This is a genomic window from uncultured Candidatus Kuenenia sp. (genome assembly GCF_900696675.1).
In the GTDB taxonomy this organism is placed as follows: domain Bacteria; phylum Planctomycetota; class Brocadiia; order Brocadiales; family Brocadiaceae; genus Kuenenia; species Kuenenia stuttgartiensis_A.
This window is the reverse complement of sequence record NZ_CAADGZ010000104.1, coordinates 1-12,416: the sequence shown is the minus strand read 5'-3', so window position 1 is coordinate 12,416 and position 12,416 is coordinate 1. Positions and strand designations below refer to the sequence as shown.

Sequence of the window (12,416 nt, the reverse complement as noted above, 5' to 3'; positions counted from 1 at the left end):
ATGCCGGACATTGGGTTTATTCGAGCGCAGGGAATTACCTTTATGGCAAAGGATGTATCGAGATAGATCAAATTGAATTATGAAAAGAAGCTGGAGCTTCTGGTATAAGCGTATTCCCAAGCCGGAGCTTGGGAACAAGGGTGTACGCCGGAGCTTGGGAACAAGGGTGTACGCCGGAGCTTGGGAACGAGGGTGTGCGCCGGAGCTTGGGAACAAGGGTGTGCGCCGGAGCTTGGGAACAAGGGTGTACGCCGGAGCTTGGGAACGAGAGAGACTGGGAACGAGAGATGCTTGGGAACGAGAGATGTTCCCAGTCCCCAGTCCCCAGTCCCCAGTCCCCAGTCCCCAGTCCCCAGTCCCCAGTCCCCAGTCTGCAATCCTCAATCTGTAATTTGCCGACTGCCGACTTCTGCCCTATGACCTCTGGCTTCTGGCTTCTGACTTCTGACTTCTGACTTCTGACTTCTGGCTTCTGGCTTCTGGCTTCTGACTTCTGACTTCTGACTTCTGACTTCCAACGTTAACCCTTTAAAACGCTGTGTGTTACTCTTTTGTAAAGTTTGGGAAAAATTGATTTTTTAGTTGACTGTCATCTGATTGCGTGCTATATTCTGCGACACCGGGGTTTAGCTATACAGGGCATATTGTTAGGAATTACGATTTAAAAATCATAAATTAATAAAAAAAACCAAAGAAACCAAAGATTACACAGATTAAAAAAATCTAAAATGTCTTAGCTTGTCTAATAGTTGAATACACAATCGTGCGTTATTATTTAGGAAAGGAGGGTGAATATAAGGAAGAAAGTAGTTGGTTTTTCTGCCAAGGCCTGCGCTATCGTTGCAGTGTAACGCGCAGAGAAACGCACGTGCAGTTTTCCCATCTCTTATCATAATTCGCATTCCTGAAAAGGAGGTGGTGTGATTTCGGAAGGGGGTCGTAGTACATTGGGAGTTATAAAATTATCATGATGTAATGTTGGGGCAGCCCTTGTGGCTGCCAATGTATGGGCGGTATTTTATTGGAAGTATATTCATGTTGGTCTTAGTAAAAGGAGATGTGTAGGATATGAAAAGACCTGGATTAAATTTAAAAGGCAATTGGTTAAGCATGGCAGGTGTTTTGTTTTTGATGCTGGCCCTGGTTATGGGCGTAGCGTCAAACGCAAAGGCCGCCACGGGGAGTTTTGACCGTGATCACTATCTGCCGCAATTGGGCACCAGTGATTATGACCGTGCGTGGATCATGGTAGAGGATTCCACGGCTACGGGGACTACTATTAGTGTTACTGTTCAGGCTTTAACCTCTGGCGAATCGGCTACGTATACGCTGGTGGGCGGGTCGAGCACTGCGTTTACCACGCATAAAGGGCAAACGACTCTGCCTCACGCCACAGCAATTGGTTCTTCGACCGGTTATGTTGAAGACTTTCTTGGAAGTTACACTTATCCGGCATTAGGTACTGGCACTGGAGCTTTAAAACTGATAACCGGCGGTTTAGGATCTTCTGCGCCTGGTAACGCTGCAAATGGTACAGACGGCGTTTTGAAGGTGAATAGCAGCGATACGCTGGCTCTTGTTTATAGCGGGGCAACCTTGGATACGGCAAGCGTAAGTATCATCGGGGCGAATGACTCAACCATCGAGATTACTACGGCTTCTCCTTGGGGTACATCTGTTGATACTGGTGTAAACGTAGAGGATGCAACTGCAAATGTTAAAATAACAGTCGTTGATCCCAACGTGAACCTGAATCCTAATTTGAAAGAGGTTATTGGTTTGCAGGACGGGTTTACTACCGGGCTGACCAGCGCGGGATCATCTCGCGTTAGGGTTCAGGTTATTGATCAGGACAGCGCGACTGGCGATGCCTTGACAGGAGCTACCGCGAGTAATATTATACTTGTGGAAACAGGGAAGAACACTGGGTCGTTCGTGGCGACAGGTAAAGTGTATGGATCGTCTTCGACAAGTGCCAAAAGCAATCTCAGGTTGGGAACGACAACCAGTGCTTTTGCTAATGGTTACGACGGGAGTGCGATTACGCTTGGTGGTCCAACGGGCCCTAGTGTTACCTTCCAGATTTTAGAGGTAACAGCGGACGGTAAGTTGGCTATTGTTGGTGGAACTTTAACAGCAGGTGAGGTAGGTACGCAGACGCTTGCCTATGCTGCTAATACCAGCGCTGGATTTACAGATTTTGGAACCCAGACTTGGGCTGCAGATAAAGTGGTAGTTGGTATTAGGGGTGATAATGATGAGGTGTCTTTGTTTGGAAATCCAACCAGCAATACTAGCGCCTATTTGCCAAGTAGCACCCGCATTTTCAAACTGATAGATGGCGCAAATTACTGTTTGGTGAAAATAACCGGTTCTGTGGGAAGCATTACGGCTACGCTTTCGAATGGTACTTACGGTGTTGAAACTGGCGGAAGTAGTGCAGGTTCAATTACAGTCACATTGGATGCCTTCGTCTTGGCAGGCGCCAGGAGTGGCGATTCGGTTAAGGTGTCCTATTTAGATGCTTTGACGGCAGCTACAGGCACGTTTGGTACGATTACCAGTTCGACTGCATTTGGCGCTACCGGCGAAACGGGATCGGTTGCGGTTGATAAAACTTCTGTTGATATCAACGACTTCTTTGCAATCACCGTTGTGGATGGAAACCTGAACACAAGTTCCACCGCAAGGGGATCTGTTGCGTCTGGCGACTGGAATGGAACGACAACAAATTCCAGGGGCGACAGGTTGAAAGTTGCCGGTTATTCAAACAGCAGTTTTGTTATAGATTTGCAGCATCAAGATGGTTCGCGGGTAGGTACTCAGTCAGTAAGGATCTCGAGCACTGATGGTTCTCTGATATGGGTAGTTCCTAATTCTCTAAGTGATAGCACTTACGGATTCAGGGACCCGCTGATCCCCGGATCTTCTTCCTTTAAATTGGGTACGCAGGCGACAAGCGCCTTGCCTCTCATAGCCCTGACCAAGGGTAATTCGACGAGCGCACAGAGTACGCTTTCAAGTGCGAATGCCAACTCTTTTGTTGCCACAACGGATGCCGTTGCCGGAACAGTTGAAATATCTCCGGACGGCACACACTGGGTTGCAGTTCCAATTACCGAAACCGGTATAAATTCAAGTACATTTGTTGGTACCATTGGGTTTGATTTCACCGCAGCGAGGGTGACAACTAACAGCAATACCGCGAATACTACTTCGATTTTCTCCGACTTTACAGGGACTTCTTCCATCATTTTCCAGAGCCCGATGGATGCCACATCTTTGGCGCGTACCATTGGGACGGGTTCTGTAGTAAGGATATCAGATGGTATTTACAAAGAGTTCCGTGAAGTTACCGGGGTATCTGGCACAACATTATCTGTTACTAAGATGCAAAATACCGGCTTTTACACGCCGTGGAAAACATGGGTACAGGTAGTTGGAAACGATATGGACACGAAGCGTGCAGATACAATTTCTGGTACGCAGTTGTTCCGCATTGGCGGCTACTTTGGCGCAACGTACCACGTGCGTTATAATGACGCCTTGAATGCTGACGGCGCATATGCGTCTGGCGATAGCCTCGCGTTAACTGCCGATAATGTAACGTTTACTACAAATACAGCGGAACTTTCTGTGTCACCGTCTGGCACCGCAGGTCTAAATCAGACGATTGTCGTTACGTTGGTTGATGGCGACCTTAATACCAGCACTACTGTTGCGCAGACGACATATACTGACACATCGACGTTACCTATTGGTTTAAATGAAGTAGGGCTTGGTTTCCCCTCTGGCACCTCTACGGGGAACACCTCAGCGGCTGATGAAAACTTGGCTAAGAAGAACGGCGGCGCGGCAAAGGTAGTATTCGCAAGCAACTCGTCGAGTGTTACGAGTACGGATACCAGCAACGCTACTACTTCCAATACTACCCATTTTAAACTTGTGGAGACCGCTGTAAATTCAGGCACGTTTAAAGGGTCGTTCAACCTTACACCAAGTGGTAGTACTGACCAAGGAACGACACCACCGCAGCTAAAGGTTGTATCCGGCGATACGGTGACTATTTATTACAACGATTCGCCAAGTGCTTCCAATGAGAACAACCTGCAGAATCTTACCACGGTAAGCATCGTTACTTCTGCGGGTGAAGGGACGCTTTCGTTGAGCAAATCTGAGGCATTCCTGAGTGGTGACTCAGTAGTCGTTACCCTCGTAGACTCGGATTTAAGCGGGAATTCAACGCAGAATGTATTCGTCACTTCCACTTCAGGCGCGGGAAGTATCACGGTTTCCCTTGCTGAAACCGCAGTATCTTCTGGCGAATTTAAAGGGACTTTCAAGACTGGCGCTTCTACAGACAGTACCACAACGCCAAAAACCATAAGGTCTGTAGCGGATGGTGTTGTAACGGTTACCTATCAGGAGAATTCCCCTGCAAGGGACGTTACTGCACAGGTTAGCACTAAGAATTTTGGTGCAGTGCTTGATATTACCGATGATACTGTTGCATTAGGCGGTAGCGCGGTAGTTTCCTTGTACGATCCGGAGTCAAATACATCCATAGATACTGCGAATATCGTGGGTACTGTGCGTGTAACATCTACTACGGATTCTACCGGTGTAATCCTTCAATTGAATGAAACGGGGCTTGATACCGGGTCGTTCTTAGGTACGATACTGGTAAGTTCAGACAGCTCTTTACAGAACACTCGTATTCAGTCTCAAACTGGCGATACGATAACGGCAACGTTCACGGACAGCCCAAATGCAAGCGGCGGTTCTTCTGTTGTAACTGATACGGCTACGGTTGGTGAGGTCGCAACTCCGACACCGACGCCTACGGGAAGTGTTACCCCAACGACAACACCGACAGCATCACCAACGCCAACTGTATCTCCTATACCTGGAACCGGTTCGGTAGAAGGGTTTGTAACGGATGCGGCGACAGGGGATGGCATTGAAGGAGCGACGGTGCGTAATCAGTCAGGGATTTACACTGATACAACTGACGCGGATGGGTTCTACTCGATTGCGAATGTTGAAGCTGGAACTCGTACCTTTACCGCTGTGGCTCTCGGTTACGTTCCCTCAGCCCCTACTGCTATAGTAGTAACGGCAGGCGGGACAACAAACCTCGACTTCGCGTTGGTTGCTTCTGTTCAGGGAACACCAATAACAACGCCAACTGTGACGCCTCCACCAACTGCGACATTGGTAGTTGCGGTTGCGGATGGAGATGGCATTCCAATCGCAGGAGCTACGGTGACTGTTGATGGACAATCCGGAGTTACGGATGCAAGTGGTGGAGCTACCTTTACCCTCGAAGCCGGTGATTACGAGGTTTCTGTAAGTGCAACTGACTATCTCACATCGGTTGTAACGGTAACAGTGACACCTCCGGTAACGATCCTGCCAGTAACCTTGGAACCGAAAGGACCATGTCCGGAACCGGATGAGGCAGTTGCTTCAGCCGCTACTGTAACACCGGATAGCCTGAGTCTTACAAAAGGTGACAGCGAAGACGTTATAGTGCTGGTAACAGATGAAGATGGTTGCCCTGCACAAGGCGTGAAGGTAAAGAGGAAGCTTACTTCGGCTAACAAGAAGAAGATTAAGGTAACGCCTGCCAGCGAAACAACAGATACAAGTGGCCAGGCAACGTTTACCGTGAAGGCGAAGAAGAGCAAAGGAAAAGCTAACGTGAAGTTTGCTGTAAAAGGTGTGAAAGATAAACCGAAAGTAAACGTCACTCTTGCAAAATAAAATAGTGATAATGTTAGTTTAGTAGTCAAGTAGTTTAAAAGGGGTGTTATGTCGAAAGATATAACACCCCTTTTTTTGTGGTTTTTAAGTAAGTCGGTAAAATCCCCAATTCCCTAATTCCCCAAATCACATATCGCCGTAAAGCCGCAATTAAAAAGAGTTTAACCACAAAGGGCACGAAGAATACAGAACACAAAAGGCACGAAGAAAAACTTACAAAAAAAGAGGTTTTTGCAGGGTAATATCATAAGTTGCCGGCAAAAATAAAAAGAGAATATCGAACTGCGGTGAACTATTACCTAAAATCCAAAATTCAAAATTTAAAATCCACAAATGGTTCTTGAAAAAGCATTACCCACATCTATAATGAATTATCATGATGTACCAATGACCAATAGTTGGACACAGATAAACGCTGATTAACACTGCTTTTTGAACGACATAAATAATCACAGGATGTGTAAAATAATTGCTGCTACAATAAAATTGTCAAACACTAACCACTGCTTTTAGAACGGAAGATATGATGAGCAACGAACTAGTTGAATACATAGCCGATGTACTACCTGATGGCCATTTGTCTATACCTGAAAAGATCAGGAAAAGATTAGAACGTATATCTAAAAAAAAGTCAGAGTTTATATTGATTTGAAAACTGAAAAAATAACAAAAAGGCGCCATCCTGCGTTTGGAATATGGGCGGATCGTTTATCAGAAGTTGATTCCGGAGAAGTAGCTAAGAAATTGAGGAAAAAGTTAGAAAGCAGGACTGATGGCTTTGTAATTATTCAGCGTAAACATTACACGACTCCCGGCGGGTTCAGGATATTTCGTGACGTAAGAAACGCCATATCGCGGGAGAAGCAAATTAAGGGTGGCTCAAGGGCTAAAAAAATGTAACTATTCAGCATAAACGATACACGGCTCGTTATGACGGTTTATGAGATTGCTTCGGAAAAGACCCTCGCAATGACAAGCGGATGTGCTTGCGATGACAAACGGATGCGCTCGCAATGACAAACGGATGTGGCAGCAATGACAAACGGATGCCCTTGTGTGCTGATAGCCATGAGCCAAATTACTATGAGCCATGAGCTATAAGAATGGTTCGTCGTGAGCTTAGCCGAACGGTTACAAATCTGAACCCTCAAATATAGTTTCCAGTGCCATTGTGTTCCCATGCAGATACTTCATTATGTTCAGTAAAAGGTTTGGGAACGAGTGTGTGCGTAAGACGCCCCCCATTGCCACCCAGTGGAGGGGAAATTATTGTGATTCGTAAAACTAAAACTAAAACTAAAACTAAAATTGTAATTCGTAAATAACAAATGGAAAGACATTTTGACCAACAATTAGGTGTTCTCCGGAGGAATCTTATCCAGATGGCCTCTGTCGTTGAGATGGCTATTTCAAACGCCGTTAAGTCATTAAAAGAAAGAGACAGCGACCTGGCGCACTCAGTGGTGATGCACGATGAGCAGGTGGATGATTTAGAACTGGAGATAGATAAGCAGTGCGTTGACCTGCTGGCTTTGCAACAGCCAATGGCGGTTGACCTCCGGTTTATAACCTCAGCGATGAAGATTACCAATAATCTCGAGAGGATGGGTGATCTTGCGGTAAACATAGCGGAGCGGGTTGTTCCTCTGAATCAGGAACCGCAGCTAAAACCCCTAATAGACATCCCAATGATGGCAACTATTGCGCAAACTATGGTGAAAGACAGCATTGATGCGTTTGTGAATAAAGATACCGCCCTTGCGCAGGCGGTTTGCCAGCGCGATTCCACGGTTGATGCCCTCAATGACCAGATATTTCGCGAATTACTGACATATATGATGGAAGACCCTGGGAATATTATACGGGCAGTGCACCTGATGTTTATTTCGCGCCATTTGGAAAGAATCGCCGACCATTCCACCAATATAGCGGAAGAAGTGGTGTATATTGTAAGGGCAACGGTCGTTAAACACCGGAAGCATAGGTTAAGCGAGTTATGAGAGGTTTTCAGGTTTCACGGTTGAAAACCTTTGAACCGCGAATGGGCACTAATATTGAGGAATGATTTGTGGAAATAAAATTCTCACGGCACGCTAAAAGAAGGGCAAGATTATATAAAATATCAGAGTCAACAATTATAAAGATTTTAGAAGGTAAAGAATTATCTCAAGGAAGGCATGAGATTATAGAAAGTGCAGAAGGATTTAAGTATCCACTGAAAATTACAATTGTCGTGGAGAAGAGTATAATAACAGTAATAACAAACTATCCTTTGAAGAATGGGAGGAAAAAATGAAAGTGTATTACGACAATGAAGCAGATGCTTTGTATTTGAGGCTGGGGGATGAAACGCCGGATGGGGTTATAGAAATTTCAGAAGGAGTTAATGTGGATACAACTTCGGAGGGAAAAATTGTGGGTATAGAAATGCTGGATGCTTCTAAAAAAATAGATTTAAGGACAGTGCTCTCTTACTCACTTGAATTTGACGAAGATTTAATAACACTAAAGACGTAACAACAAGGCAAAGGGGAACCACAGATTACGCAGACTAAAAAAATCGTCACAAGTTTACAATTGACCAAAGACCAAAAGGAGGAGTATGTTACTACCTCAGGCAGGCTTGCAATCTGAACCCGCCATGAATGAGTTGGGGCTAAAAAACATAGGTGTTTGATAATTTTAGAAAATAATTATTCGCATTTATCGTTCAAATCTGTATTCCGATTGTTTCTTGTGAGAGCGATAGAATGAAGAGGGAAGATATTATAAGTTTTATTTCTGAACACAAAGCTGAATTTGAACAAAGGTTTGGCGTTAAAAAGATAGGTCTCTTTGGCAGTTACGCAAGAGACGAGGGCCGGGAGGGGAGCGATATTGATATTGTGGTTGAACTTAAAAAGCCCGACCTGTTTTGTCTGATAGGCATCAAGCAGGCTGTCGAGGAATCTCTTGGCAACAGGGTTGATATTGTTCGTCTCCGGGATAAAATGAACAAGACATTGAGGCGCAGGATAGAGCGAGATGTCGTCTATGTTTGATAAGGAACTTGATCCCGCAGATTTGTAAGGACACGTCATGGCGTGTCCCTACAAATTGTTGCTCATTTGCCTCTATTCTTTTACATTGAACATTGAATATTAATTTTCAAAAAGGTGCGAACGGGGCTTTTCGCGGTGTTTTTTCAAAAATCTAAAGTGTTACTAGTCGTTGGGTTTCGTTACCCGACACAACCTCAAGGACTACGGGACTGTAGCCATGAGCCATGAGCCATGAGCCATGGACATCCACTACTATAACCATGTCAAAATCAAAGGCATTCTATCTGCTGCTGCTGCTGCTGCTGCTTGTTGTTATTACATTCTGCGTATTTCTCAATGCCATTCCAAATGGTTTTGTCTATGATGATATCAGCGTTATCGAAGAGAATTATTTCATAAAATCACCCGGGAATCTTCCAAAAATATTCAGCAAAGAGTATTTCTCCCTTTCCAATGAGTTGAGCTATCGTCCCGTTGTTACCTTAAGTTATTTTCTGGATTATGCGGTATGGGGGCTCAATCCCTTCGGCTATCACCTGTCCAATGTCGCGATACATGCGTTCAACGTCTTTATGTTCTGTATATTGGTGAATAATCTGGTGAAGTCGCGGTTGATTGCATTCTTTTCCGCGCTAATATTTTCGATTCATCCGTGCGTAACCGAAGCGGTAAACGCTATTAGTTACCGGGAAGATTTACTTGTTGCCGGCTTCTCTTTCCTGTCATGCATTTTCCTTATAAAATCACTAAAAACATGTTCAAAAGATAAGCCATTGCCGGCAGATGACGGGTCGCATTTGAGAAAGGGGGTTTTTTTAATAATCGGACTGCTCTTTTATATGCTTGCCTTGTTTTCCAAGGAAAGCGCAATAGTACTGCCGGTATTCATCATTTTGTACCGGTTGCTGTGCGGCATACCATATCTGAAAAGGTATTATGTAAAAATACTTTTGGGATACGCGTTCGTGTCGTTTTTTTTCATTCTCGTGCGTTTCTCCCTGTTGAAAAACCCAAGGCTTGTTTCGGTTGCGTATTATGAAAAGAGTTTTTGGATAAGCGGTATGACGATGGTCAAGGTGGTGGCATATTATGTAAAACAAATGTTTTTACCCATACACTTGAATGCCGATTATAAAGCAATTCCTGTACGCACGCCCTCCGACATGTCATTTCTCATAAGCGTTTTTCTTCTTACGGCGGTGGGGGTGATTGTTTTTAGGATAATAAAATACTCCCGCATACAGGGACTGTTTGCACTGTGTTTTTTTGCCGCCTTATTGCCCGTGATGAATATTATTCCCATCGGGCATATTATGGCGGAGAGATATTTATATCTTCCGGTGGCAGGGTTTTGCGGAGTGACAGGCTGCGTTATAGGTCGCTGGTTTCCCGGTAATATCCCGGCAGGCAGCAGGACGGGGTTGTTTTTGCCCGATAGGCAGGCATTGAAGAGACGCGCCGGTATCATTGCCATTGCAGCAGTAGTGGTTATTTCGTTTGCCCTAAGAACAGTGCTAAGGAACAATGACTGGCGGGACGAATACACCTTCTGGACAAAGATTGCGAAAGAGCAGCCGGATAATCATGATGCGCATAACAATCTTGGGGTATTTTATTACAAGCATGGTGACCTTGACCGGGCAATCGGGGAGTTGGAGAGGGCCGTTCTCCTGAAGAATGATTATCCGGAGGGACACAATAGTCTGGGCACCATGTATATTGATAAAGGGCTTACTGACAAGGCGATTTCCGAGTTTTCCAAGGCAATACACTATGACCCGGCATCTTCCTATGCCTACTATAATATGGGGAATGCCTATTTTGATAAAAATGCACTGGATGAGTGCATTGTGTTTTTTAACAAGGCGATTCAGCTCAACATGCATAAGCCGCAGGTATTTAACAATCTTGGCAGCGCTTATCTGAAAAAGGGGAATCCTGACGCCGCTATTGCGCAGTACCGGAAGGCATTATATATTTACCCGGGGTATGCTGAAGCGCACAGTAATTTAGGCTTCATTTATACAGAGACAAATCGTTTTGAAGAGGCGCTGAGCGAATTAAAAAAAGCCTTGAGGTTGAATCCCGACCACGCCAATGCGCACAATAATCTGGGGGCATTGTATTGCCGGCAAGGGTTATGGGATTTGGCAGAGATGGAATTTTTGAGTTCGATAAGGGCAAATCCCCGGAATATTGGCGCACGTAAGAATCTGGGGATCATTTATTTTCAACAGGGGAAAAAGCAGGAGGCAAGGGAACAGCTCCTGCATGTCCTGAAGGATGATATCAACCATGTAAATGAGCCGGGTTTTTTTTCCATAGCGGAGCAGTTAGGGCTTGTTAAGATACGTGAAGATGATTAATGGCTCATGGCTGATGGCTGGTGGCTCATGGCTAATTGCTCATGGTACAAATTGTAAATCGTATTTCGTACCTCTAAAACCGTACCTCGTGTATTTCCTCTTGGATGCCAAGCCTTTTTATGATTGTTTCGAGCGATTCTTTTCCCTGCGTGGCCAATATTTCCAGGGTTCCTTTTTGTGACGTAGTACGAAGATTTCTTTCCAGCAGACTTTTTACTTTTCCGGCAACAATCTTTGCGGGGTCAATTAAATGAAGGCAGGGCCTTAGCAGCGCAAAATATTCATTTAAAAAAGGAAGGTGTGTGCTTGAAAGTGTAATTGTGTCGACCATGTTATCCGTCTCTTCCAACAGTGAAAGCTCTTCGGAGATTATTCTGAGGCTTTTATCCTTATTTGACAAAAAATCTCCCGTTTCCACAAGCTCTACCATCCGTGAGGCATTCCACTTTATGATTTTTGCCGATGCCGGAATCTTCTGCGAGTGTATGTACTCGTCCAGTTCGGAACTCATTACCGTGTTTTGCGTTGCCAAAATGGCGATGTGTCCTGTTTTGGAGACACTTACAGCTTCATTGACCGGAGGAAATACGCCGATAACGTCAACCGCCCCTTTTTTCAATTCATGAAGCACCTGAATGGAAGGCGTGTTGGAGGCAAGCACAATGAGTTTTGGGGTGAAATTTTTCGAAAGATACTCTATGGTGTTCCGGATAATGCGTAACAATTCATCGTGTGTTTTTTTTCCATAAGGAAAATGTTTTTTATCTGCGAGGTAGATATAATTCTCGCCGGGCAAGGCATTTCTGATTTCCTTTATTATTGAAAGGCTTCCCACCCCTGAATCAAATATTGCTATTGGGTCGTCGATAGTCATAAATGGATATTTTTAAATAAAATGAAGGGTTCACGGCTGAAAACCCCTGAACCGTTGAACATGGAACCCATCCTTGTTGAAGTATACCTTCATAAAAACGGTTATGCAAAAAAAACTACCTATGCTGGTTGCAAAAGGTCCTCCCAGCTTGTCATTGTGAGGGTATCAGCTTGTCATTGCGAGGTAGCATGGGTAGCCAAGTGGCTTCAGCAGCGCCCTGTGGGTTCAAAAATGTCCCAACTTGTCATTGCGAGGGTCGTCAGCTTGTCATTGCGAGGGTCTTTTCCGAAGCAATCTTTTTTATAATGCCAGATTCAATCAGGGTAATTGTAATGGATAAATTATACTCCATTTACATAATGACGAATA

Annotated in this window: 9 protein-coding genes; 8 read left to right on the top strand and 1 reads right to left on the bottom strand. The window is 44.8% G+C overall.

Annotation, left to right across the window (positions count from 1 at the left end; all coding sequences use genetic code 11):
* Positions 1-1,068 precede the first annotated feature (1,068 nt).
* From QZT26_RS13320 to QZT26_RS13290, 7 genes are all read left to right on the top strand, one after another.
* Positions 1,069-5,766, top strand: a complete 4,698-nt coding sequence (locus QZT26_RS13320) for a carboxypeptidase-like regulatory domain-containing protein (protein WP_295102754.1) — start codon at positions 1,069-1,071, stop codon at positions 5,764-5,766.
* 648 nt (positions 5,767-6,414) lie between these two features.
* Positions 6,415-6,666, top strand: coding sequence for a hypothetical protein (locus QZT26_RS13315; RefSeq protein WP_099324568.1), 252 nt, complete (start codon positions 6,415-6,417; stop codon positions 6,664-6,666).
* 428 nt (positions 6,667-7,094) lie between these two features.
* Positions 7,095-7,766, top strand: a complete 672-nt coding sequence (gene phoU, locus QZT26_RS13310) for a phosphate signaling complex protein PhoU (protein WP_295102750.1) — start codon at positions 7,095-7,097, stop codon at positions 7,764-7,766.
* A gap of 68 nt (positions 7,767-7,834) precedes the next feature.
* Positions 7,835-8,062 (top strand): hypothetical protein, encoded by a 228-nt coding sequence (locus QZT26_RS13305; RefSeq protein ID WP_099324566.1) that lies wholly within the window; start codon positions 7,835-7,837, stop codon positions 8,060-8,062.
* Complete coding sequence (locus tag QZT26_RS13300; protein ID WP_099324565.1) at positions 8,059-8,283, top strand: DUF2283 domain-containing protein; 225 nt, start codon at positions 8,059-8,061, stop codon at positions 8,281-8,283. The genes QZT26_RS13305 and QZT26_RS13300 overlap by 4 nt, the downstream gene beginning before the upstream one ends.
* A 233-nt stretch (positions 8,284-8,516) precedes the next feature.
* Complete coding sequence (locus QZT26_RS13295; protein WP_099324564.1) at positions 8,517-8,807, top strand: nucleotidyltransferase domain-containing protein; 291 nt, start codon at positions 8,517-8,519, stop codon at positions 8,805-8,807.
* Positions 8,808-9,031: 224 nt separating this feature from the next.
* Positions 9,032-11,173 carry a tetratricopeptide repeat protein gene (locus QZT26_RS13290; RefSeq protein WP_295102745.1) on the top strand — a complete coding sequence of 714 codons (2,142 nt, stop codon included), beginning with the start codon at positions 9,032-9,034 and terminating at the stop codon, positions 11,171-11,173.
* Between the two features lie 73 nt (positions 11,174-11,246).
* Here the strand turns inward: QZT26_RS13290 and murI are convergent, their stop codons facing one another.
* A complete protein-coding gene (gene murI / locus QZT26_RS13285; RefSeq protein WP_295102744.1) occupies positions 11,247-12,047 on the bottom strand; it encodes a glutamate racemase in 801 nt (266 codons plus the stop codon).
* 188 nt (positions 12,048-12,235) lie between these two features.
* Here murI and QZT26_RS13280 point away from each other — a divergent pair.
* Positions 12,236-12,416 (top strand): hypothetical protein (locus QZT26_RS13280; RefSeq protein WP_295102743.1); only part of this gene is annotated, 181 nt, incomplete at its 3' end.

What these genes read in the sequence shown, in the direction of transcription:
- QZT26_RS13320 (WP_295102754.1), top strand. Translation starts at nt 1,069, where the DNA reads ATGAAAAGACCTGGATTAAATTTAAAAGGCAATTGGTTAAGCATGGCA.
- phoU (WP_295102750.1), top strand. Translation starts at nt 7,095, where the DNA reads ATGGAAAGACATTTTGACCAACAATTAGGTGTTCTCCGGAGGAATCTT.
- QZT26_RS13300 (WP_099324565.1), top strand. Translation starts at nt 8,059, where the DNA reads ATGAAAGTGTATTACGACAATGAAGCAGATGCTTTGTATTTGAGGCTG.
- QZT26_RS13295 (WP_099324564.1), top strand. Translation starts at nt 8,517, where the DNA reads ATGAAGAGGGAAGATATTATAAGTTTTATTTCTGAACACAAAGCTGAA.
- QZT26_RS13290 (WP_295102745.1), top strand. Translation starts at nt 9,032, where the DNA reads ATGAGCCATGAGCCATGGACATCCACTACTATAACCATGTCAAAATCA.
- murI (WP_295102744.1), bottom strand. Translation starts at nt 12,047, where the DNA reads ATGACTATCGACGACCCAATAGCAATATTTGATTCAGGGGTGGGAAGC.